Annotated in this window: 20 protein-coding genes; 10 read left to right on the top strand and 10 right to left on the bottom strand. The window is 67.0% G+C overall.

The features are described from left to right. Positions 1-8: 8 nt before the first annotated feature. Both AC1RJ5_RS08910 and AC1RJ5_RS08905 read right to left on the bottom strand, forming a co-directional pair. A complete protein-coding gene (locus AC1RJ5_RS08910; protein WP_493112830.1) occupies positions 9-1,100 on the bottom strand; it encodes an acyl-CoA dehydrogenase family protein in 1,092 nt (363 codons plus the stop codon). A gap of 255 nt (positions 1,101-1,355) precedes the next feature. Beyond that, positions 1,356-2,099 (bottom strand): helix-turn-helix transcriptional regulator, encoded by a 744-nt coding sequence (locus AC1RJ5_RS08905; protein ID WP_342249938.1) that lies wholly within the window; start codon positions 2,097-2,099, stop codon positions 1,356-1,358. Positions 2,100-2,217: 118 nt separating this feature from the next. Here AC1RJ5_RS08905 and AC1RJ5_RS08900 point away from each other — a divergent pair, with 118 nt between their 5' ends. Together AC1RJ5_RS08900 and roxA are read left to right on the top strand one after the other, a co-directional pair. After that, positions 2,218-2,796, top strand: coding sequence for a DUF3617 domain-containing protein (locus AC1RJ5_RS08900; RefSeq protein ID WP_342249937.1), 579 nt, complete (start codon positions 2,218-2,220; stop codon positions 2,794-2,796). A 336-nt stretch (positions 2,797-3,132) separates the two neighbouring features. Further along, on the top strand, positions 3,133-5,148 hold the full coding sequence (roxA, locus tag AC1RJ5_RS08895; protein ID WP_493112827.1) for a rubber dioxygenase RoxA: 2,016 nt from the start codon (positions 3,133-3,135) through the stop codon (positions 5,146-5,148). A 73-nt stretch (positions 5,149-5,221) separates the two neighbouring features. Here roxA and AC1RJ5_RS08890 read toward each other — a convergent pair whose 3' ends face one another. Continuing rightward, positions 5,222-6,754, bottom strand: coding sequence for an acyl-CoA synthetase (locus AC1RJ5_RS08890; RefSeq protein ID WP_493112826.1), 1,533 nt, complete (start codon positions 6,752-6,754; stop codon positions 5,222-5,224). A gap of 146 nt (positions 6,755-6,900) precedes the next feature. On the opposite strand from AC1RJ5_RS08890, the gene AC1RJ5_RS08885 reads away from it, so the two are divergent. From AC1RJ5_RS08885 to AC1RJ5_RS08875, 3 genes are read left to right on the top strand one after another with little or no spacing between them, the layout of a single operon-like run. Beyond that, positions 6,901-8,370 carry an acetyl-CoA acetyltransferase gene (locus AC1RJ5_RS08885; protein ID WP_493112824.1) on the top strand — a complete coding sequence of 490 codons (1,470 nt, stop codon included), beginning with the start codon at positions 6,901-6,903 and terminating at the stop codon, positions 8,368-8,370. Continuing rightward, positions 8,370-9,002: a glutathione S-transferase family protein gene (locus AC1RJ5_RS08880; RefSeq protein WP_493112822.1), complete on the top strand. Its 633-nt coding sequence runs from the start codon at positions 8,370-8,372 to the stop codon at positions 9,000-9,002. The genes AC1RJ5_RS08885 and AC1RJ5_RS08880 overlap by 1 nt, the downstream gene beginning before the upstream one ends. After that, positions 8,999-10,150, top strand: a complete 1,152-nt coding sequence (locus tag AC1RJ5_RS08875) for a CaiB/BaiF CoA transferase family protein (protein ID WP_493112820.1) — start codon at positions 8,999-9,001, stop codon at positions 10,148-10,150. Before AC1RJ5_RS08880 ends, AC1RJ5_RS08875 begins: the two co-directional genes overlap by 4 nt. 55 nt (positions 10,151-10,205) lie before the next feature. Here AC1RJ5_RS08875 and AC1RJ5_RS08870 read toward each other — a convergent pair whose 3' ends face one another. The 3 genes from AC1RJ5_RS08870 to AC1RJ5_RS08860 are packed head-to-tail and all read right to left on the bottom strand — an operon-like array spanning position 10,206 to position 15,264. Then, positions 10,206-11,870, bottom strand: a complete 1,665-nt coding sequence (locus AC1RJ5_RS08870; protein ID WP_493112818.1) for a GMC family oxidoreductase — start codon at positions 11,868-11,870, stop codon at positions 10,206-10,208. Further along, a complete protein-coding gene (locus AC1RJ5_RS08865; RefSeq protein WP_342250653.1) occupies positions 11,870-12,784 on the bottom strand; it encodes an oxygenase MpaB family protein in 915 nt (304 codons plus the stop codon). The genes AC1RJ5_RS08870 and AC1RJ5_RS08865 overlap by 1 nt, the downstream gene beginning before the upstream one ends. A 5-nt stretch (positions 12,785-12,789) precedes the next feature. Then, on the bottom strand, positions 12,790-15,264 hold the full coding sequence (locus AC1RJ5_RS08860) for a TonB-dependent receptor (protein WP_493112816.1): 2,475 nt from the start codon (positions 15,262-15,264) through the stop codon (positions 12,790-12,792). Positions 15,265-15,388: 124 nt separating this feature from the next. Here AC1RJ5_RS08860 and AC1RJ5_RS08855 point away from each other — a divergent pair, with 124 nt between their 5' ends. From AC1RJ5_RS08855 to AC1RJ5_RS08840, 4 genes are all read left to right on the top strand, one after another. Further along, on the top strand, positions 15,389-16,120 hold the full coding sequence (locus tag AC1RJ5_RS08855) for a helix-turn-helix transcriptional regulator (RefSeq protein ID WP_269574214.1): 732 nt from the start codon (positions 15,389-15,391) through the stop codon (positions 16,118-16,120). 49 nt (positions 16,121-16,169) lie between these two features. Next, positions 16,170-16,820, top strand: a complete 651-nt coding sequence (locus AC1RJ5_RS08850; protein WP_184170525.1) for a TetR family transcriptional regulator — start codon at positions 16,170-16,172, stop codon at positions 16,818-16,820. 86 nt (positions 16,821-16,906) lie between these two features. Then, a complete protein-coding gene (locus tag AC1RJ5_RS08845; protein ID WP_493112813.1) occupies positions 16,907-18,523 on the top strand; it encodes a long-chain-fatty-acid--CoA ligase in 1,617 nt (538 codons plus the stop codon). Next, positions 18,523-19,665 carry an acyl-CoA dehydrogenase family protein gene (locus tag AC1RJ5_RS08840; protein ID WP_342250650.1) on the top strand — a complete coding sequence of 381 codons (1,143 nt, stop codon included), beginning with the start codon at positions 18,523-18,525 and terminating at the stop codon, positions 19,663-19,665. Before AC1RJ5_RS08845 ends, AC1RJ5_RS08840 begins: the two co-directional genes overlap by 1 nt. Positions 19,666-19,730: 65 nt before the next feature. Here AC1RJ5_RS08840 and AC1RJ5_RS08835 read toward each other — a convergent pair whose 3' ends face one another. The 3 genes from AC1RJ5_RS08835 to msrB form a co-directional block, all read right to left on the bottom strand. Further along, positions 19,731-20,267, bottom strand: a complete 537-nt coding sequence (locus AC1RJ5_RS08835) for a hypothetical protein (protein WP_342250649.1) — start codon at positions 20,265-20,267, stop codon at positions 19,731-19,733. Between the two features lie 67 nt (positions 20,268-20,334). Beyond that, a complete protein-coding gene (locus AC1RJ5_RS08830) occupies positions 20,335-21,228 on the bottom strand; it encodes a CPBP family intramembrane glutamic endopeptidase (RefSeq protein WP_493112810.1) in 894 nt (297 codons plus the stop codon). Between the two features lie 169 nt (positions 21,229-21,397). Next, entirely contained in the window at positions 21,398-21,841 is a 444-nt protein-coding gene (msrB, locus tag AC1RJ5_RS08825) for a peptide-methionine (R)-S-oxide reductase MsrB (protein ID WP_269574219.1), read from the bottom strand. Positions 21,842-21,878: 37 nt separating this feature from the next. Here msrB and AC1RJ5_RS08820 point away from each other — a divergent pair, with 37 nt between their 5' ends. Further along, positions 21,879-22,133 carry a hypothetical protein gene (locus tag AC1RJ5_RS08820; protein ID WP_342250660.1) on the top strand — a complete coding sequence of 85 codons (255 nt, stop codon included), beginning with the start codon at positions 21,879-21,881 and terminating at the stop codon, positions 22,131-22,133. Here AC1RJ5_RS08820 and AC1RJ5_RS08815 read toward each other — a convergent pair. Next, positions 22,097-23,140, bottom strand: coding sequence for a CaiB/BaiF CoA transferase family protein (locus AC1RJ5_RS08815; protein ID WP_493112808.1), 1,044 nt, complete (start codon positions 23,138-23,140; stop codon positions 22,097-22,099). The two genes, AC1RJ5_RS08820 and AC1RJ5_RS08815, sit on opposite strands and share 37 nt — an antisense overlap. Between the last annotated feature and the right edge of the window lie 93 nt (positions 23,141-23,233).

Genomic DNA, 23,233 nt, shown 5'->3' with positions numbered 1-23,233 from the left:
GCTACGACTTACGCGGCCGCCCGCATCAGCGCCGCATAGCGCGCCACCTGCGCATCGGTGCTGCCGAAGCTCTGCGCGATCACCGTCGCCCGCTTGAAATAATGGCCGACCGCCAGCTCGTCGGTCATGCCCATCGCGCCGTGGAGCTGCACCGCATTCTCGCCGATGAAGCGCGCCGCCTTGCCGATCGTCGCCTTGGCTGCCGCAACCGCGCGCGCCCGTGCCTCGGGCGGCGCGCCCAGGTTGAGCGTCGCGAGATGGCTCGCCGACACGGCCTGTTCCAGTGCCAGGAACATGTCGACCATCCGGTGCTGCAGCGCCTGGAAGCTCGCCAAAGGCTGGCCGAACTGCCGCCGCTGCCTGGCGAACTCCACCGTGTCGTCGAGCATGCGCCGCAGCACGCCCACCGCCTCCGCGCACAAGGCAGCCCGCGCCGCATCGAGCACCGCCTCGATCGCCGGACCCGCCGCACCTGGCGCGCCAAGCAGCGCATCCGCAGGAAGATGCGCGTCGATCGCGACATCCCCGGCCGGCCGGTCGTCGATCAGCTGATAGGACTGGACCGTCACCCCCGGCGTTCCGGCCTCGACCAGGAACAGCGAAGGCCCGTCTCCGTCGGTCCGCGCCGCCACGACCAGGTGGCTCGCGCCCGGCGCACCGACCACCACGGACAGTCGACCGCGCAGATGCCAGCCGCCCGGTGCCGGCTCGGCCGCGAGCATCGCGGGCTCCAGCGACGACGCGATCCGCACCGCACCACCGGCGATCTCCGCCAGCAAGTCCTCGGCCCGCGTCCCGCCGCCCGCCAGCAGCGCCGCGCCGATCACCACTGTCTCCAGGAACGGCTCCGCGACCAGTGCCTCGCCGAGCAGCTCGGAAACCAGCATCGCCTCGATCGGCCCGCCGCCCATGCCGCCGGCCGCCTCGGGCAGCAGCACGCCGAGGATGCCCAGTTCCGCCAGCGCTCGCCACAGCGCCGCATCCTGCCCACGCCCCACGCTCACCCGCGCCCGCCGCGTCTCGAAGTCATATTGCTCGCGCAGATAGCGCCGCAGCATGTCGCGCAGCATCGCCTGTTCTTCGGAAAGCTCGAAATTCACTACCGGTCCTCCACCGGTAAAGCCTTGGCGAAGCAGGCGGATGCGGCAACTGCGAGAAGTGCTAGGGCGGGGGAGCATGCAATATTCCCCTCCCTGCAAGGGAGGGGCTAGGGGTGGGTTAGAAAAGAGCGGGCTCGATGCCCGGTCTTTTCTTTTTTTCCCACCGGCTGGCTGAGCTCCCCCGGCCTTCGCCGGGGTCGCAACCCACCCCCGACCCCTCCCTTTCAGGGAGGGGAGTAATGAAAGGGAAAAAACCTACCGCGCGCTCACAAATCCCAGCCCCGCCGCGATCTGGATCGCCTGCGCCCGTCCGGTGCTGCCCAGCTTGCCCCCCGCATTGCGCAGGTGGAACCGCACCGTCGAGGTCGACAGCGACAGGATGATGCCGATCTCGCCATCGGTCTTGCCTGCCGCTGCCCAGCGCAGGCACTGGACCTCGCGCCGGGTCAGCACCATCGGCCCCGATGCCGCGCGCAGCCGCGACGAGGCTTCGGCATGGCTCGCCACCAGCTTGAGCGCCAGCCCCTGCAGCCGCACCGCATGTTTCGCGAATTTCTGCTCGATCGCGTCGCCCTCGCGCCCGGCCCACACCACCGCGCCGACGATCGCGCGCGGCAGGTGCACCGGCGCGATGATCGCCGCCGCGATGCCCGTGGTCGCGGTCACCTGCCGGCAATCGATCGAATCGAGCAGCGCGCTGGTCCGCCAGGTGCCGAGCTTTCCCTCGGCATAGAAGCAGGGCTCGGCCATCACCCGCGCCACCTGCAGGAAGGGCGCGTGCAGCGCGAGCCGGCGATTGTGCCAATATTGGTCCGAGGGATCGAGCCACTGGAAATGCGTCTCGGCATAGGGCCGCCCGTCGGCGTCGCGCATCGGCTCGGGATCGGCGATGTCGCCCTGTGCCGCGACGAACGGCAGGCCGATCGCCAGCCCCGCTTCGCGCACTTCCTCGATCAGCAGCGTGGTTTCGGCCCACGCCTGGTCGCGTTCGATCGCCATGCCTCTCTCCCGAACCCTGTGACGGGTACCAGCTTGATCTGTTCTGCCGGCAGGCGATGGTCTGCATCAAACAAGCAGCCTCCGGAAGCCAGAAAACGGAGCGAAATGGGAGAGTTGGATGACGCGATTTCAGGTGGGATCGGCGATACCCTTCCTGTTGCTTGTGGCCGGCTGCGATTGGGGTTCGAGCGTCGATCTGCGCAATGAATCGGGCTCGGTCGTCGCCGCGCAGATCCGCAAGGTCGCGGGCGGCAGCGACTTCGCCCAGCCAGGCCGCTGGGAGACGAAAATCACCCTCAACCAGGTCGATGCCCCCGGCATGCCGGCGGGTTTCGTCGACAAGCTCAAGGCGCAGATGCGCCAGCCCCAGGTCGCCGCGAGCTGCCTGACGGCCGACGACGTGAAGAAGGGCGCCTTCTATGTCGGCGAGGAGAACCAGGCCTGCCGCTATGAACGCTTCGCGATGGGCAAGGGCCGGATCGACGGCATGCTGCGCTGCTCGGACCAGATGGGCACCCGCTCGATGGCGATGTCGGGCAGCTATGCCCGCGACAAGTACAAGCTGGTCGTCACCACCGACAGCCAGAGCGCCCAGCAGCCGGGCGCTGCGGGCAAGGTATCGGTGACGATGACGATGGACGCGAAGCGCTCGGGGCAGTGCCTGGGCACGGAAGGCAGGCCGCTGACGCGGCTATAGGGACGCCCGCCCAGTTCCACTAAACTGCTCCCCGGCGCACGCCGGGGCTCAGGGTTTCTCTGCCGTCCCGCTTGTGACCCTCGGCCCCGGCGTTCGCCGGGGAACGGAACCAGTCCTCCCCCGGAGGAGTGAAGGCGAACCCAACCCCATCCCCCGTCATCCCCGCGAAGGCGGGGATGACGATCAAGGCGGGATGACGGTCGGAGGAGCGGGTGTCCCCCCAAACCTGCCACGTTCGCCAGCTTGCCGCCTGCCCACCCCCGCAGCATTTTCCGATCAAATGCCGGCACATGTGGCTCGTCCGCAGGGGTGACCGGCGACAATGGGAGAGGTGCGATGGCCAACTGGACTGCCCTGCTCGCAAGCGCTGCGATACCCCTCACGCTTGCCCCCGCCGCGCTGGCACAGACCCAGCCGCTGCTCGACGAAGCCGCGATCCGCTCGCCGCTGGCGGCCGGGTGTGCCGGCAAGTCGGACGCGACGCCGCTGCCGGTCGATCCGCGCACGCTGATCGTGCCCAGCGTCAATTCGAACCCGAACGGCGCGGTCCGCTTCAATTCCTTCTTCACCAACCTGCACAATCCTCCGGCCCCCTATGTCAACCGGCTGCCGGCGCGGCCCAGCACCTGCGGCGCCTGGCGCGCCAGCGTCGCGCGCGGCAAGCAGAACCTCGAGACGCGGCAATATTTCCTGCCCTTCTCGCGTGCCCAGGATTACGACAAGCTCTGGGCGGTCTGGGGGCTCTCCTCCAAGCCCGCCGATTTCAACGAGCAGGTCGAGAAGCGCTACGGCTTCTATCCCGCGCCCTTCCGCAATCCCTATCCGCTGCCGGGCGAGAATCCGAACACCACCAATGGCGGCTCGGGCCAGCTTCCGCTTGGCCTGATTCAGGGCAAGGGCGATGACGGCAAATGGACCGGCACGATCACCGCGTCCTGCTCGGCCTGCCATGACTCGCGGCTGGGCAATGCGAGCGAGTCCGGCTTCACCTGGGGCCTGGCCAACAGCGCCAATGACGCCGGCCTGCTCGCCTCGGACCTGTTCCGCACCAGTCCGGTCACCTGGCTCGGTCTGGCGCTGCCGATCCCGTGGAGCGACGGCCGCGGCTCCAGCGACGCGATCGGCCTGATCACCCTGCTGCCCGCCCTGTTCGACATGGACACGCTGCAGCTCGCCCCGAGCCTGCTCGAATATACGCCCGACACGCCCGCCGGCGGCATGACCAAGGCGCCGGCCTGGTTCAACCGCGCCTTCAAGACGCGGCAATTCTGGGACGGCTCGCTCACCTCGGACAACGTCCATTCGGAAATGGCGTTCGGCGTCGCCACGCTCACCCGCGATGCCACTGCCCGGCGCGCGCTGGACAGCGATTTCGAGGACATCAACAACTTCCTGCTCTCGCTCTCGGCGCCCAAATATCCCGGTGCGATCGATCGGCCGCTGGCCGAGCAGGGCGCGGTGATCTTCCACCAGCGCGATCTCTGGGCGAACGGCGCCAATGTCGAGATTCCGCGCCAGCCGGGTAACGGCTCCTGCGCGAGCTGCCACGGCGTCTATTCGCCGCGCTATGCCAACGACACCGCCTATCTGCCCGATCCGCGGCTCAAGGGCCTGCCGGGCAATGTCACGCCGATCGAGACGATCCAGACCGATCCGCGCCGGTTCAACCTGTTCGCCGATCCGCGCCAGCGCCGCGCCTGGAACAGCAGCTGGTGGGCGTACAACTCGCTCAGCCCGAGCTGGTACGGCTATCCGGTGGAGTCGCTGATCGCCAGCTCGATCCGCCGGGTCTATCGCGCGGTCTACGACAATGGCGGGCCGATCTATTCGCCGCTCGGGCCGAACGAATGGGTCGAGCCCAAGGGCTATGTCTCGCCGCCGCTCTATGGCGCCTGGGCGGGCGGGCCGTTCCTGCACAATGGCAGCGTCCCCGATATCTGGGGCATATTGAAGCCTTCGGATCGTCCGGCGGTGTGGAAGCGGCCCTATTCGCCGGCGGGCATCGGCGGCAAGAACCAGGGCTATGATTATAGCTATGCGTCCTACGACTTCGCCAAGCTCGGCTGGAAGTACGAGACGCTGAATTGCAGCAGCTCGCCTTCGGTCCCGCCCTATCAGCCGTGCAACGGCCAGGCGACGCCGGATCGCTTCTATTCGGCCTTCGCCAATTCGGCGGCGGGCTATCTCAACCTGGCCTACCAGACGCCGCCGCCGATCACCGACGAGCAGATCCGCTCGCGGATGAGCTTCAACAGCAACCTTTATGGCGACGGCAATGGCGGCCACGCCTTCACCCAGTCGCTCACCGATGCCGAGCGGCTGGCGCTGCTGGAGTATCTCAAGACGCTGTGAGCGCCTTGCAATGTAGGGTTTCGTCTGGCTGGCTTGGGCGGCCGGTTTCCAGGCCGGCCGCTCCTTGAATCTGTCAGGCCTCGACTTGCGCCCAGTAGCGGTCGCGCAGCAGCCTTTTGTAGAGCTTGCCCGTGGGGTGGCGCGGCAGTTGGTCGACGAAATCGATCCGCCGCGGCTGCTTCACGCGGGAGAGCTGCGGGGCGAGCCATTCGGTCAGTTCCTCGGCAAGCGCGGAGGAGGGTTCGAATCCCTCCCCTGGCTCGACCACCGCGATAACCTGTTCGCCCATATCGGGGTGGGGAGCGCCGATTACCGCCACATCGGCCACCTTGGGATGGAGCACCAGCAGGTTCTCGATCTCCTGCGGATAGATGTTCACTCCGCCGGAAATGATCATGAAGCTCTTGCGGTCGGTAAGGTAGAGAAACCCCTCCGCATCGACATGGCCGACATCCCCCAGCGTGGTCCAGCCATGGCGGTTGGCGGCAGCTTCGGTCTTCTCGGGATCGTTGTGATAATGGAACCCGGGCCCGCCTTCGAAATGGACCAGCCCGGTTTCGCCAGTCGGCAGCGGCTCGCCGTCCTCGTCGCAGATCCGGATCGTGCCAAGCACCGCGCGGCCGACCGATCCTGGATGGGCCAGCCAGTCCTTCGCGCCGATCATCGTCAGGCCATTGCCTTCGGTCCCGGCATAATATTCGAGCAGCACCGGCCCCCACCAGTCGATCATCGCCTGCTTCACCGGCACCGGGCAGGGCGCGGCGGCATGGATCGCCATGCGCAGGCTGGTCAGGTCGTGCCGGCTGCGGGCTTCGTCGGGCAGCTTGAGCATGCGGATGAAGTGCGTCGGCACCCATTGCGCATGCGTCACCCGGTGCCGCTCGATCAGCGCGAGCGCCTGCTCGGGATCGAACTTCTGCATGACGACCACGGTACCCCCCAGCCGATGCACCGCCATGCACCAGCGCAAGGGCGCGGCATGATAGAGCGGAGCCGGGGAGAGATAGACGGTATCGCCGTCCACCGCCGCATGCCGGGCGATGCCGACCATGGCGTTGGGCATGGTGATGTCGGTCTCGGGCAGCTGCGGGCGGATGCCCTTGGGTCGCCCGGTGGTGCCCGAGGAATAGAGCATGTCGGTGCCGGCGCGCTCGTCGGCGATGCGCGTGGCCGGCATTGCGCCGGCCTCGGCTTCCCAGGCGCGGAAGGGCGGCACGGCGCCGTCGAGCATGAACAGCGCGACGTCGTCCAGCGCCACTTCCGCCGCTACCGCACTCGCAACCGATGCCAGTGCCCGGGAAGAGATCAGCGCCCGCGCGCCGCTGTCCTGCACAATGAATGCGGCTTCGCTCGCCGTCAGCCGCGAGGATACAGCCACGAAATAAAGTCCGGCCCGTTGCGCCCCCCAAGCGATCTCTAGGAAGCGGAGATGGTTCTCCAGCAGCACCGCGACCGCGCCCCCCGGTTGAAAGCCGAGCGCGCGGAACAGCTGGGCCGCCTGGTTCGAGCGGGCTTCGAGCTCGCCGTACGTCAGGGCCTGGCCCGTCTCGGCCAGGATCAGCGCGGGCTTCTCCGGCGCGGTTTCGGCGTGGACGCAGGGATGCATTCGGCCCTCTCTCCTCTCCATCGGGAGCGGTTTCCGCTCTCCGAGGCGCAGCATAGCCGAACCGCGGAAATGCGCTGCTATCGCTAGTGATAGTTCCGCATGCCGGGGCAGGCGGCGATACCGGACGGGCGACCAGGGAGAGGAAAATGGCGCCAGACACGCCCGTCATGGTGGGCATCGGGGAGTCGATCGACCGCCCCTTCGCGATTTCGTCGGCCAGGGAGCCGCTGGCGCTGATGGCCGAGGCCGCGCGTTCTGCCGACGCGGATGCCGGTGGCGGGCTGCTCGGCCGGGTCGACGCACTTGACGTGGTGAGCATCGTCAGCTGGCGCTATGCGGATGTCGCCGCGTCGCTCTGCGCCGAACTCGACATCGCGCCGCATACACAGGCCTTTCACGAGGTCGGTGGGGAATCCCCGGTCCGCCTGCTTCACGAAGCGGCGCTGCGGATCGCCCGGGGCGAGAGCAGGGTCGCGCTGGTCGTCGGCGCGGAGGCGCAGCACAGTGCGGCGCGGGCGAAGCGCGAAGGCGAGCCGCCACCCTGGACGCCCTTCGCCAGGGACGCACCCTCGCCGCTGCGCGGGGCCGACATCGTCCACCCGCTCGCGCTGCGCCACGGCCTGTCGACCCCTACCCAGGTCTATCCGTTGTTCGAGATGGCCAGCGCCGCCGCCTGGGGCCAGTCGCCGGAAGAAGCGCGGGCGGAGTCGGGCACGCTCTGGGCGCGATACGCCAAGGTCGCCGCCGAGAACCCCCGCGCCTGGATGCGCAAGGCCGCGACCGCGCACGAGATCGTCACACCTTCCGAGGCCAACCGGCTGATTGCCTGGCCCTATACCAAGCTGATGGTTGCCAACCCGGCGGTGAACCAGGGTGCAGCGGTGATCGTCACCAGCCTTGAGGTCGCCCGCGCGGCCGGTATCCCCGACGAGCGCATGATCCACATCCTCGGCGGCGCGGCGGCCAGCGAGCCGCGCGACTTCCTCGCCCGGGATGGGTTCGCCGCCAGCCCCGCGCAGGACGCAGTGCTCGCGGCAGCATCGGCACTGGCGCCCGGCGGCTTCGACGCGCTCGAGCTGTACAGCTGCTTCCCCTGCGTCCCCAAGATGGCGCGCCGCAGCCTGGGCCTCGGCCCCGATGTCGAACCGAGCGTCACCGGCGGCCTGACCTTCTTCGGTGGTCCGCTCAGCAACTATATGCTGCACGCCGCCTGCGCGATGGTGCGCGTGCTGCGCGGTGGCGGCACCGGGCTGCTCTACGGCCAGGGCGAGTTCGTCACCAAGCATCATGCGCTTGTCCTGTCGCGCGAGCCCGGCGCGCCGATCGCTCCCGGCTATTCGGTGCAGGCCGCAGCGGATGCCCGCCACGGGCCGGTGCCTGAACTGGTTGAGCCCGAACCCGGCCCGGCGACGCTCGAAAGCGCGACGATCCTGTACCAGCGCGACGGATCGGTCGATCGCGGCGTGGTCGTGCTGCGCACGCTCGAAGGCGCTCGCACCCTAGCCACGGTGCCGGCCGAGGATAGCGAGACGCTCGCGCTGATAACCGGCGAAGCACGCTTCCCGGTCGGCCTGATCGGCACGATCAACGACCAAGGCCAGTGGAGCCCGCAATGATGACCCCAACCCTGTATCATTGCCGCGACGCCCGCTCGTTCCGCGTGCTCTGGATGCTCGAGGAACTGGAAGCCGAATATCGGCTGGAATTGCTGCCCTTCCCGCCGCGGGACCGGGCGCCCGGCTATCTCGAGCTCAACCCGCTCGGCACCATCCCGCTCTTCCTGGAAGGCGAGGCACGGATGACCGAGTCCGCCGCGATCTGCCACTATCTTGCGACTACGCGGGGCGACGGCCGTTTCGCTATCGCCCCCGGCGAGCTTGGCTATGCGGCCTATCTCGACGCGCTTTCGTTCGGCGAGGCCACGCTCACTTTCCCGCAGACCCTGGTGCTGCGCTACGCGATGCTGGAGGACGAGGCGCGGCGGGTGCCGCAGGTCGCGGACGACTACCGGCAATGGTATCTCGCTCGCCTGCGTGGCCTCGAAGCGATGCTGGCCGAAGCCGATCATGTCGCGGGCGGTAGCTTCACCGCCGCGGACATCTCGGTCGGCTATGCGCTGATGCTCGCCGAGTTCCTCCGCATCGGCGACGGCGGTCTGCTGCGTGTCGCCGCCTATTGGGAGCGACTGCGTGCCCGCCCGGCCTTTGTCCGCGCCAAGGCGGCGCAGGTGCAGGAGCGGGCGGCATGATGCTGGAGGGTATCCGCGTCGTCGACATGACGACGATCGTGTTCGGCCCCTATGCCACCCAGATGCTCGCCGACATGGGCGCGGAGGTCATCAAGGTCGAGGCGCCGGGCGGCGACCAGACCCGGCAGTTCGGCCGATCCCGTGCTGCTGCGCGGCAGATGGGTCCGGTGCATTGCACGCTCAACCGCGGCAAGCGGGCGATCGCGCTCGACCTGAAGGTGTCCGAGGACGCTGAAACCATGCGCCGCCTGCTCGCCACCGCCGATGTGTTCATCCACAACGTCCGCGGTGAGGCGATGGAGCGGCTCGGCTTCGGCTATGAAGCGGTGCGCAGCCTGCGCGGGGACATTGTCTATGTCCATTGCCAGGGCTTCGGTTCGGGCGGCCCCTATGCCGGCTTGCAGGCCTATGACGACGTAATCCAGGCCGCGACCGGTACCGCCACCCTGCTGCCCCGTGCCGACGGCAATCCGGCCCCGCGGTACCTGCCGTCGCTGATCGCCGACAAGGTTGCCGGGCTCTACGGCGCCCAGGCGGTGCTCGGTGCGCTGGTCCATCGGCTGCGCAGCGGGGAGGGGCAATTCGTCGAGGTGCCGCTGTTCGAGAGCTTCGCGCATTTCATGCTGCAGGAGCATCTGTTCGGCGCTGCCTTCGATCCGCCGCTCGAGCCCGCCGGCTATCCGCGCCAGATCGATCCTAACCGCCAGCCTTTCCCTACCGCGGACGGCCATGTCAGCATCGTGCCCTATACGCCGGCGACGATCGCGAAATTGTTCGAGTTGCTCGGTGCGACGGAAGTGTTCGACGATCCCCGCTTTGCCACGCCGATGGACCGGTTGCGCAATATCAGCGCGCTCTATGGCGAGATCGCCCGCTTCACCCCGGCGAGGACCAGCGCGGAATGGGTGAGAATCCTCAATGCCGGCGGCGTGCCCTGCATGCCGGTCCGCGATCTCGATGCGATCCGCGAAGACCCGCATTTGGCGGCGACCGGCTTCTTCCGCGCGCGAACGCACCCGGAGGAGGGGGACTATGTCGAGATGCCGCTCCCGATCCGCTTCGGCGTGCGGGCGGTGCCGGACGGTGCGGTGCCGCCGAGGATCGATGCCGATGGGGAAGCGATCCGGGCGGAGCTGGGGCCACAATAATCGTCATCCCGGCTTTCGCCGGGATGACGGCTGGTGGAGAGCGGGCCTCGAGGCTTTAAGCCGCCACCCGCGCCTTAGCCGTCGCCAGGATCATGTCGCTGGCCTTCTCCGCGATTGCGATCGTCGGTGCATTGGTATTCCCCGAGACGATCCGGGGCATGATGCTGGCATCGACCACGCGCAGCCCACTTATCCCGTGCACCCGCAACTCGGGATCGACCACCGCGCGCGGGCCATGCCCCATCATGCAGGTGCCGACCGGGTGGTAGAGCGTCGTCCCCGCCCGTCGCGCATGCGCCAGCAGATCGGCATCGCTCTGCAGTTCGGCACCCGGCTGAAGCTCGTGGTCGATGAAGTCCGCCAGCGGCTTCTGCGCCGCGATCCGCCGCCCCCAGCGCAGGCCGGCGACAATCACTTCCTGGTCGAGCGGATCGCTGAGGTAATTGGGTGTGATCCGCGGCGGCGCCAGCGGGTCGGCCGAGCGGATGCGCACGGTCCCGCGCGACTCCGGGCGGAGCTGGCAGGCGGCGATGCTGATTCCCGGCAGCTTCTCCAGCTGCATCTTCTGCAGCCGGGCGAGCGCATCGCCGTCCACCGTCGCGGGCAGGATGTGGAACTGGATGTCCGGCGAGGCGAGATCGGGCCGTGAGCGGCAAAAGGCGGCGATATGCGCGGCTGAAAGGGTAAGCAGCCCCTTGCGTGCCACCGCATAGCGCGCGACTTCGCCGAGAAGCCGCAGCCCCCGGCTGAGTTCGTTGACCGAGACGGTGCCAGGCTTGAGCCGGTAGTTTGCCGAGATCAGCAGATGGTCCTGGAGGTTCTCGCCCACACCGGGCAGGTCACGCACCACCGCGATACCCTGTTCGCGCAGCAATTCGCCCGGCCCGATGCCCGAGAGCTGGAGCAGCTGCGGCGAGTTGATCACGCCGCCCGCCAGGATCACTTCGCACACAGCCTGCGCGACCAGCCGCTTGCCGCCGCGCACGAACTCGACGCCGGTGGCCCGGCCGGTCTCGATCACCACGCGCGTCGCCTGGGCATGGGTGACGACACGCAGGTTCGGCCGCTGCATCGCTGGATGGAGATAGGCCACGGCCGCCGAGCAGCGCCGCCCGTTGCGCACGGTCAGTTGGTACCAGGCGACGCCTTCCTGCTCCGGCCCGTTGATGTCGCGCTGGGGCAAGCCAAGTGCCTCGCACGCCTGCACCACCGCTTCGGACACCGGATGCGATCCGGCGGGGTCGGTGACGCTCAGCGGTCCGCCGGCGCCATGCGTTTCGCAGGCGCCATGCTGCTGGTCCTCGGAGCGGCGGAAATAGGGGGCGATGTCGTCCCAGCTCCAGCCTTCGCAGCCCATCTGCCGCCAGCCGTCATAATCGGCGCGCTGGCCACGGACATACAGCAGCCCGTTGATCGAGGAGGAGCCGCCCAGCACCTTGCCGCGCGGCCAGATGTGGCAGCGACCCTCGGTGCCTTCATCGGGCTCGGTGCGGTAGAGCCAGTTGACCTTGGGATCCTTCAGCGTCTGCGCATAGCCCACGGGGACGTGGATCATCAGGTTCGACAGGAACTGTCCGCGTTCCCGCAAAGGCCGGTCGTCGCCACCCGCCTCGAGCAGCAGCACGCGGTTCCGGCCATCGGCGCTCAACCGGTCGGCGAGCACACAGCCGGCCGAACCGGCACCCACGATCACGTAATCGGCTTCGAAGCGTTCGGGCATCAGGCTTTCCGGCGACGATAGAGATAGTTGGCGGGCAGGCCGAGCCGCTTGCAGGCCTCGACCGGCGGGGTGCCGGGGATCGGCACCCGCTCGAACAGCGCGCCGAGCGTGCGGACGGTGCGGCGTTCCCAGCCGCGCAGCCGCCATTCCTCGCCGTCCAGTTCCAGCGTCTTGCGTGCCCAGTCCGGCAGCAACGCGATCGCCGCGCGCACCATCATTCCCTGGAAGGGACGGAGCGGCAGCGGCACGCCCCGGGTAGCGAGCATGATGTCTAGGAAATCGCCGATGATGGCGTGCGGCTCCAGCCGTCGCCGCATCGCTTCGAATTGTGCCTGCTGCTCGGCAACCGACAGCGGCGCGCCATGCGCGAGGAACAGGTCGGCCGAGGGCTTGGCCTCGACATACGACCGATCCTTCTCCTCGCGGGTCAGCGTCCGGCAATAGGCCGAATAGGCTTCCATGAAGCCGAAGCCTACCGTGCATTGCACCCAGTTGAGCAGCTCGGGATCATTGGCGTGATAGGTCTCACCGCGCGGCGTCTGTCCACGCACGCGTTCGTGCATGCGTGTCACCCCGGTGATCACCTTGGTGGCGACATTGGCGGGGGCATAGACACTGACATGGGTGACATAGCCGGTGCGCTGCAGCCGGGTCAGCGGATCGGTCGGGAAGATCGAATGTTCCCACACGCCCGAACGCACCCGCGGTTCGCCCAGTTCGAGCAACACCGCCGCGATCCCGCCGACGAACAAAGCGACGGGGTTCTTGAACACTGCCCAGGCGACCGAGTCCGGCGGATAGAGCGCCGGCGCGCCTGGCGGATTGGAATAGTCGATGCGTGGCAGGATCCGCTTGCCCCCCGGCGCCGCGGTGGGCGCGGGGCCGGGGGGAAGCGGGATGGCCTGCTCACGCATCGGGATCAGAAACCGGCGGTCAGCGAGGCGCCGAACGTGCGCGGACGGCCGGCATAGCGGACGTTGAGGTTCTGGTTGTCCACTACCGAGGTCCAGTAATATTCGTTGGTCAGGTTGCGGGCCCAGATCGTAAGGCCCCATTTCCCGTCGGCGCTGGCGATGCCGATGCTGCCATTGACCAGTGCATAGCCCTTGATCCGGAACAGCGGGTCCTCGCCGAAGTCGCTGTGGGTCTCGCTCTGATAGGTGGCGTTGGCGGTCGCCTGGAAGTTCAGGCTCGACGAGATCGGCAGGTTGAGCGTCGCGGTGCCGCTGGTCGAGAATTCCGGCGCGAACGAGAATTCCGATCCGTCGTAGTTGGTCGGGATGCCTGCCGCGTTGGCGCCGGTATAGTCGGCGATCTTGGTCTTCAGGTATGTCGCGTTCCACGCGAAGGTGAAGGCCGGCGAGGGCCGCAGCGTGATCTCGCCGTCGATGCCCCAGGCATGCGAGCTCGGGATATTCACCAGCCGCTGCAGCGCGCCGAAGGTCGGGTCGGCCACGTACGAGCTGAACTGCTTGTCGGTATAGTCGTAATAGAAGCCGCTGACATTCACCTGCGCCAGCCGCCCGCCCACCGCGGTCTTGATGCCGGCTTCATAGGCGGTCAGCTTTTCCTGACGGGCGGGAGTGAACTGCACCGCGCGATTGGCCGGCACGATCGGCACCACACCCGATTTCACGCCGCGCGCCACCGAAGCGTAGAGCAGGGTGCCCGGCGCCGCCTGGTAGTTGAGCGAGAAGCGGCCCGAGAAATTGCTCTCGTCGAGCACCGAATGGACCAGCTTGTCGGTGTTGGTCGCGGGATCATAGGTGGTGCAGCCGTCCTTCTGCACCATCGGCGCGAGCAGGCCATAGCTCTGGAAGATCACGGCACGACCGGCGGTGTTCACGATCGGCAGGTAATTGCCATTGTAATCGACCGAGCAGCCGTCCAGCTCGCCATGGTCGATGCCAAGCCGCGCGCCGGCATTGATCTTGAAACCGCTGCCCAGGTCGAATTCGGCCGTCGCGAAGCCGCTATATGTCTCGTTATAGCCGCTCGCCCGGCCCGCGCCTTCGCGGAAGCCGACCGCCACCTGTGCAGGCGTATAGCCGCCGGGATTGAAGATCGCATTGGTCACCGGATTGGCTAGGATGCCCTGCGCGGCCAGACGCAGGTAAACGACCGAGCTGTTCTCGCCGATCAGGAAGCGGCTGTTCTCGCGCAGGTCGTCATGCGCGTAATAGCCGCCCACCGTCCAGCGGAAGCCCGGGCCATTGCCCTCGAAGCGCAGCTCCTGCGAAAACGACTTGATCCGCGCATCATATTGCGTCGAGACGATTTCCCACGGCGCGCCGCTGAAATCGACCACGTCCTTGCGGGTGAAGTCGTTGTATCCGGTCAGCGAGATCACCGAGAGCTGGTCGTTGGGCGACCAGGTCAGCCGCATCTGGGCCGAGACGAAGTCGGACTTGGCGCGGGGCGGTCCCATGCCGGTGGCGAGGCCCACCGTCGCCGCGCGTGCACCGGCGGGCTGCCAGCCGGCATCGCTCGCCCGGGTCGGCTGGTTGTTCTGCAGATAGGCGAGCAAAGCCGCCGAGTTGAAGTCGCCCGGCCCCACGGCGGGGGAGGCGGCGGAGAGCCGGTTGGTCAGGTTCAGGCTGATCGCCTGGCCGGCCTGGGTATCCGAACGGTCGCGCCAGCCCGAGACGGTGATGAGCCCTTCGAACTTGCTCGACGGCTGGAAGCTCAGCGAGGCGCGGGCGCCCCAGCGCTTGACCTTGCCCAGCTTCTCGCCGCGGCTCTGGTCGATCTGCCAGCCCTCGTCGCTGTTCTCGTCGCGGCCCGATACGCGCAGCGCGGCATTGTCGCCGAGCGGCAGGTTCAGATAGGCCTCGACATTGTAGGTCTCGTAGTTGCCTGCCTCGATCGTGCCGCCCGCGGCGAAATCCTTGCCCGGCTTGGCGGTGATGAAGTCGATCAGGCCGGCAGTGGTGTTGCGGCCATAGAGCGTGCCCTGCGGCCCCTTGAGCACTTCGACGCGCTCCAGGTCGTAGATCGGCCCGCCGGCCATCGACGGATAGGGATAGGCCAGCTCGTCCTGATAGATGCCCACGGTCGAGGTGGCGGTGATGTTGGTGGTGTTGAAGCCGATGCCGCGCAGCGTGAAGATCGGCACGCCCGAATAGGCCGGCGAAACCTGGAGGCCGGGCACCGAGCTGGCGAGCGACTCGACATCGGTGATCTGCAGGTCCTTCAGCGTGTCGGCGGAGAGCGCCTGCACCGCCAGCGGCACCTTGTTGATCGATTCCGAGCGGCGCTGGGCGGTGACGACGATCTCGTCATTGCTGGTTTGCGGGCCCTCCGCCTTGGGTGCCGGAGCTTCCTGCGCCAGCGCGGGTGCGGCGAGCAGCAGCCCGAGCGCGGATCCCATCAGCAAGCCTGCCTTGATCGCCATATCCTCTTCCCCTCCATATCGCCGATCCGCCTCGATTTTCGGGGTCGATTTCCGGCTGTTGTTTGTTTGAATAATTAGCTTTAGGGAAAGCGCTGTGCAGCTATCGTATGTGATAGGGAAGAACATGGCCTCTGACGCGCAGAATATGCCCTGGGAACTGGCCGGCCGGATCGTCGAGCATGGCCGCCGCATGGGCCTGCCGCTGATCGCCGCCTGCGCCGACATCAGCAGCGCCCGGCCGGTGCAGCTGGCCGACGGCACGCCGGTCAGCGCGCTGTTCGAATTCACCCATGATGCGGGTGCCTATTGGGCCCAGGGCGATTTCGCGCTGCGCAACGCGATCGTCTCGGTCGCGCGCCATCTCGCCGAGCCCTTCTATTACGACCAGGGCCGGATCCGCAGCTGGCGGCCGCTGCGGATCGAACCGCAGATCGAGCGCGAGGCGATGCAGCGCAGCTACCGGGTGGAAAGCGCGATCGTCGCGCCCGTCCACCTCCCCGCCGGCGTGATCGGCGCGGTGGTCTGGGCGACGACCACGCCCGGTCTCGACATCGACGCGCTGTTCGAGCGCGAGGCTTCGGTGCTCCATCCGCTGGCGCTGCGCTTCATCGCCACCTGCAATGCCGGGCCCGACGCCTCGACCGATATCGTCCAGCACAAGCTCACCCGGCGCGAGGTCCAGTGCCTCAAGCTCGCCGCGGCGGGCAAGACGGACGGCGAGATCGGGACGATCCTTGGCCTGTCGGTGCCGACGATCCGCTTTCACATGCGCCGCGCCAGCAGCCGGCTGGGCGAGAATGGTCGATTGCGCACGGTGCAACGCGCGGTCGCCCTGGGCTTCGCGCGGCCCAACTGACAATAACGGGAGGTTGGCGCGGCGGTGTCGCGCCGGTTAAGGTACGGAAATGGCAAGCAAGGCAAAGGCTCCGGTCGTGCGACTGGAGGCAAGTTCGGCGGATCAACTGCTCAACGCGACCAGCGCGTTGATGATCGAGCGCAACACGGTCGATATCACCTTCGCCGATATCGCGGAGAAATCGGGGCTCAATGCCGCGCTGATCCGCTATCATTTCGGCAGCAAGCTCGGCATGTTCATGGCGCTGCTCGAGCGCGATGCCGGCGGCACGTTTGACGATCTCGAGCGGCTGGTGAAGGCCGACATGGATGCCGGCCAGAAGCTGCGCCACCACGTCCACGGCATCATCAAGGTCTATTATCGCTATCCCTATATGAACCGCCTGGTCGCCGCGCTTGCGGTAGAGACCGACAGCGAGACCGCGCGTTTCATCTCCGAGCGGTTCAGCCGGCCGCTCGCCGCCGCGCAAAAGGCGATCCTCGAGCAGGGCGAGGCCGAGGGCATCTTCCGCAAGATCGATCCGATGCTGTTCTATTTCTCGCTTATCGGCATGTGCGACCATCTCTTCATCGGCCGCCACTCGCTCCGCTACGCCTTTGGGGTGGAGGATATCGATGACGATCTGCGCAAGGCCTATGCCGTGCACGTCACCGATCTGCTGATGCGCAGCGTGCTGGTGAAGCCCGAAACCGACGCCTGACTTGCGAATCGCTTAATCAAGCGATTAAACAATGCTCGAGGGCAAAAACGCCCCGCGGTTCGAACCGGCTCGGAGAGGAGCGGCATATGGGCGATACACTGGTTGCAGAAGCCTTGTCGGGCTGGATCGATTTCGAGGCGATGCCCCGGCTGGGCGACATCCCCGCCTATCATGCGAAGCATCGCCCACATGCCATCGCCACCTGCTTCGAAGGGCGCGATACCGACTGGTCTACGCTCGATCGTCGCAGCGACCGGGTTGCCCGCGCGTTGCGCGCCGCCGGCTGCCGGGTAGGGGATCGCATCGCCTATCTCGGCAAGGGCAGCGACGAGTTCTTCGAGCTGCTGTTCGGCGCCGCCCGCGTCGGTGTGGTGGTGGTGCCGATCCAGTGGCGGCTCGCCACCGCCGAAATCTGCACGATCCTCGCCAATGCCCAGGTCAGCCTGCTCTTCGCCGGCCCCGACCAGATCGGTCGCGCCGCTGAATGCGCCGCCAATGACACGATCCGCGAGACGATCGCGATGGAGGACGGGGTCGAGGGTTTCCGCAGCTTCGCCGCCTGGCGCGATGCCGCACCCGAGCAGGCCATCCCCGACGATGTCGATGCCGATGACGTCGCGCTCCAGCTCTATACTTCGGGGACCACCGGCGAGCCCAAGGGCGTGATGCTCAGCCACCGCAACCTGCTGCGCGGCCGCACCGACTCCATGGCGCAGGCGATGCCGTGGAACGAGTGGCTCGAAGGCGACGTCAATCTCGTTGCCCTTCCGCTCGGCCATATCGGCGGTGTCGGCTGGGCGATCGTCGGCTATTTCAACGGCGCCACTTCGATCGTCCACCGCGAGTTCGTCCCCGCCGCGGTGCTGGAGGCGATTGCGCAGGGCGGCGTCACCAAGATGTTCGTCGTGCCCACCGCGCTCCAGATGCTGCTGATGCTGCCCGGTGTACGCGAGGCGGATTTCAGCCGGCTGCGCTACATTCTCTACGGCGCCTCGCCGATCGCGCTCGACCTGCTGCGCGAGGCGACCGAAGTGTTCGGCTGCGGCTTCGCCCAGCAATATGGCATGACCGAAACCTGCGGGACGATCGTCTATCTTCCGCCCGAGGACCATGATCCCGCCGGCAACGAGCGGATGCGCAGCGCCGGCCTGCCGATGCCCGGCGTCGAGATCCGGGTCGTCCACCCGACCCAGCGCACCGCGCTCCCCGTCCGCGAGGTCGGCGAAGTCGAGACCCGCTCGGTCGCCAACATGGTCGGCTATTGGAACCTGCCCGAGACCACTGCGGACACGGTCGATGGCCAGGGCTGGTTGCGCACCGGCGACGCCGGCTATCTCGACGAAGACGGCTATCTCTACATCTGTGACCGCTTCAAGGACATGATCTGCTCGGGCGCCGAGAACATCTATCCCGCCGAAGTGGAGAGCGCGATCTTCGGCCATCCGGCCGTCCAGGAAGTCGCGGTGATCGGCGTCCCGCACGACAAATGGGGCGAGGAAGTGAAGGCAGTGGTCGTGCTAAAGCCCGGCGCCGAGCCCGATGATGCCTCTATCCTCGCCTACGCCCGTGAGCGGATCGGCGGGTTCAAGGTGCCCAAGTCGGTCGATTTCGTCGCCGCCCTGCCGCGCACGCCCTCGGGCAAGGTCATGCGCCGGGCGCTGCGCGATCCATACTGGGCCGGCCGCGAAAGGGGAGTGAACTGATGCTCGATACCGCTCGCCGCACCGGCCAGGACGAAAGCCAGGCCCTGTTTCGCGAAAGCGTCCGCCGCTTCCTCGCTGCCGAGGGTGTCCCGCATCTCGATCGCTGGGAAGAGGCCGGCATCGTCGATCGCGATTTCTGGACCAAGGCGGGCAGCGCCGGCCTGCTCTGCCCGACCGTGCCCGAGGAATATGGCGGCCCGGGCCTCGACTTCGCCTATAACGCGATCGTCACGGAGGAGCATGCCTATGCGCGCGTTCCCTCGGGCATCACCCTCCAGTCTGACGTGCTGGCCGATTATTTCATCGCCTATGGCTCGGAAGAGCAGAAGCGCGAATGGCTGCCCGGCATGGTTTCGGGCGAGAAGGTCGCGGCGATCGCGATGACCGAGCCGGGCGCGGGATCGGACCTGCAGGCGATCCGCACCACCGCGCGGCTCGACGGCAATCACTATGTCATCAACGGCACCAAGACCTATATCTCCAACGGCCAGACCGCCGATGTCGTGATCGTCGTTGCCAAGACGAACGTGGAGCTTGGCGCCAAAGGCACCAGCCTGTTCCTGGTCGAGGCCGATCGCGCGGGCTTCGCGCGCGGGCGCAACCTCGACAAGATCGGCCTGCACGGCGCCGACACCAGCGAGCTGTTCTTCGAGGATGTCCGCGTGCCGGCGACCAACATGCTCGGCCAGGAAGGCCGCGGCTTCGCCTATCTGATGCGCAATCTGCCGCAGGAGCGGCTGACCATCGCGATCGGCGCCCAGGCCAGCGCCCAGCGCGCCTTCGACGAGGCGCTCGGTTTCGTGAAGGAGCGCAAGGCGTTCGGGAAGACGGTGTTCGATTTCCAGAACACCCGCTTCACCCTCGCCGACCTCGCGGCGAAGCTGCAGATCGGCTGGGCCCATATCGACTGGGCGCTCGCCCGCCATCTCCGCCACGAGCTGACCCCCGAGGAAGCCTCGGCCGCCAAGCTGTGGCACACCGATACCCAGTGGCAGATCATCGACGCCGCGCTGCAGCTCCACGGCGGCGCCGGTTATATGAACGAATACCCGATCGCCCGCCTCTGGCGCGACGCCCGCGTCTCGCGGATCTTCGGCGGGACCAACGAGATCATGAAGGAAGTAATCGGGCGGGGGTTGTAGCCAAAGGCGTTTGCTAAGCCGTAGTTTGCCTGAGCTTCCTATAAACGTTACGCGAAGAGCAGAGCTTACTGTGTGTTTGAGGCCGAGTTCGGCCATTCTGGCCGTTTGAGATCCTTGCCTGAAATAATCGCTGCAACGAGTTCTAACCGGCCGCCAACGAGCTCGCGAATAATCTCTTGATCCTCTGAGGTGCCGTCGCGATCGTCGAGGTCTGTTGCAATGGGCTCGAGTACCAAGTTTATCAGTTTGAGCTGGCCGCCGACCGCAACGAGGTGACGGGCCGTCGATCTGGGCCCCTGATCCGAGAGTTCAAAGATTGGAAACCGATCAATTTCGTTAGCGACGGTTACCATGCTGAGTCCTGCTGCACGTATCGAGACGGCCGTCGGCAAGAAGTGCGCCGACGTTCGATGATAGCTTTCAAGAACCTCGAAGCCATTCAATAGGAGGCGGGCCGCCGCATTCTTCAATTGGCGACGTCTTTGCCAATGAGGCGCGAAGGCAGTTATGTAAGTCACGACCAGTGCCAGCATTGCTCCAAGAAATTGTGCCCAGCCAGACAGGCTCTCATGGACTTCTAGCCAGGCAATGGTGTCTGCCACCGGGTCTCGGCCTCAATCTACAATCGATGTAGCGCTTAACGTAGTACGGGAATGACGAAGGTGGAAGTCAGGCGGCAGTGTTGTGCCCAAACCGCCCGGCCCGCTTCGCCGGCCACAGCGCCACCAGTCCCACCGCCGTGCACACCAGCAGTGCCGGCAGCGAAGCCTCGGGCCCAAACCCGCCGCCGCTCAACCAGACGTTGGCATCGGTATGTGCAATGCTGCGCGCCAGTGAAGGTCCGAAATTCCCGCCCGACACGGCTGCGCCGAAGACATAGCCCTGGGTGAAGTTCCACGCGCCATGCACGCCGATCGACATCCATAGCCGCCCGGTCAGCGCGTACAGCGCGCCCAACATGATCCCGGCCTCGAGCGCGATGCACACCACACTCATCACGGTCGCGCCGGGATTGAACGCATGGCCCAGCCCGAACAGCGCTGCCGAGGCGGCAAAGGCGACCACCGGCCCGAACGTGCGCCACAACAGGCGCAGGATCACGCCGCGCACCAGCAGTTCCTCGACCACCGCCGATTGCAGCGCCAGCCCGGCCCCGCGCCATGCCGGCGCGACGCCGTGCCACTCGAAGCTGTAGAGGCCGGCGCCGATCAGGATCGTCATCACCGCCACGAACATCGCCGAACCAAGCCCAAGGCCGATCGCGAGCTGCCCCGCCGCCGGCTTCAGCGCCAGCTCGCCCGGCCAGCGATCCTCGCCCAGCCGTACGAGCAGCGTGTAGATACCCAGCGCCAACAGGCAGGCCACGCCGCTGGCGACAAGACCCAGCATCGGGTCGCCCTTGGGCAGCAATTGCTGCACCGGCACCATCGCGACGCGCAGCGAGAGCCCGATCAGCACGGCCATGCCCAGCATCCAGGCGATTGCCCGCAGCCAGCGCAATCGCCCTGGTTGCAGGATACGGCGTTCGCCAAGTGCGATCGGAATGGCGGAATGGATGGTCAACTCGAATCCCCCTGAAATGCGACGCCAGGACGTTCGCAAGGGCCTTGCCACATGCGAAACGACCCGCCGGCGCTGGGGGAGGCACCGGCGGATCGCGCAGTCTGTGGTGAATTACGCCACGGCTTGGCGCCGATCCCCAATCGCAATTGGGGTTCAGTGCCAACTCAGCTCAGGCGACGTCCTCGACCTGGTCGAGGTAGGCGCCGTAGCCGAGGGATTCCATCTCCGCCCTGGGGACGAAGCGTAGCGAGGCTGAATTGATGCAATAGCGCAGCCCGCCGCGATCGAGCGGGCCGTCCTCGAACACATGGCCGAGATGGCTGTCGCCATGCGCCGAGCGGACCTCGGTGCGGATCATGCCGTGGCTCGTGTCGCGCAGCTCGGTGACATTGGCGATCGGCCTGGTGAAGCTCGGCCAGCCGCAGCCGGATTCATACTTGTCGGACGACGCGAACAGCGGTTCGCCCGAGACGATGTCGACATAGATGCCGGCTTCCTTGTTGTTGAGCAGCGGGCCGGTGCCCGGGCGCTCGGTGCCGTTCTGCTGGGTCACGCGGAACTGCTCCGGGGTCAGCGCGGCGATGGCTTCATCGGTCTTGCGATAGTCGGTCATGCAAATCTCCGTTTCGCTGCGCTATGTGGGTATCCGCATGGCGAAGAAAAAGCGCATCCTCACCGCGACCATGGCCGATGGCTATGTCAAGACGATCGGGCCGACCAACGCGTCCTTCACCCATTACTGGCGCATCGTCGCGCATCTCGGCGGCGGCAAGACCGAAGTGTTCTGGGGGCACGCCAAGTCGCTCAAGGAAGCGACGGGCAAGAAAGCCGCGCTGGCCGATGCCGCGAAGCAGCGCGGCTGGGAAGGCTATGATTTCGAGGTGGTCGAGCTGGTCGAGAGCTGAGGCGCTGAAAAGCGTGGCGCTGGCGCCGGCTGCACCACGCCCTCCCGCTCGATGAACGCGCCGCGCGCGACATTGTGCGGATGTGCCGGCGCCTCTGCCATCGACAGCACCGGCGCGAAGCAGATGTCGGTCCCCTCCATCAGCGCGCACCATTCGTCGCGCGTCTTGGTCCGGAACAGCACCGCCAGCTTGTCCTTGAGCGCCGGCCAGGCGGCGGGGTTCATCTGGGCATCGAAATCGGGGTCGGCATCCAGCCCCGTCACCGCGCGTAGCTGGGTATAGAATTGCGGCTCGATCGCCCCGATCGCGACATGCTTGCCGTCCGCCGTCTCATAGGTGTCGTAGAAATGCGCTCCGGTATCGAGGATGTTGACCCCGCGCCCGTCGCGCCAGCCCAGGGTGGAGCGGAAGCCCCACACCATGCTCATCAGCAGCGCCGCGCCCTCGGTCATCGCGCAGTCGATCACGCTGCCCTGGCCGCTGATCCGCGCCTGGAGCAGCCCCGCGCTCATCGCAAAGGCAAGCAGCATGCCGCCGCCGCCGAAATCGCCCACCGCGTTCACCGGCGGGGTCGGCTTCTCGCCCGCCCGGCCAAAGGCGTGGAGCGCGCCGGCCAGCGCGATATAATTGATGTCGTGCCCGGCCGCCTGGGCCAGCGGGCCGGTCTGTCCCCAGCCGGTCATCCGGCCATAGACAAGCCGGGGGTTGGCGGCGTGCAGTTCGGCCGGGCCCAATCCCAGCCGCTCCATCACCCCCGGTCTGAATCCCTCGATCAGCCCGTCGGCTCCTGCCGCCAGTTCGCGGACCTGCGCGATTCCCTCGGGCGACTTGAGGTCCACTTCCACCGCCGTACGCCCCCGCAGCAGCGGGTCGCGCGGGTTGGGTGGCTGGCCGGGGCGGTGGACGTACAGCACCTCCGCCCCGTGATCGGCGAGCATCATCCCACAGAACGGCGCCGGGCCGATCCCGCCCATCTCGACGATCCGGATGCCTTTCAACGGCTGCATGGCGACCTTTCAACTCCCCTCCCTGGAAGGGAGGGGTGGGGGTGGGTGGATGCACGCGATGCGGCGCGGTTGTCCCTTGGGTCACAGTATCGC

This window comes from Sphingomonas sp. GW822-FHT03G08, from assembly GCF_058801135.1.
This window is presented reverse-complemented; position numbering and strand designations above follow the sequence as displayed.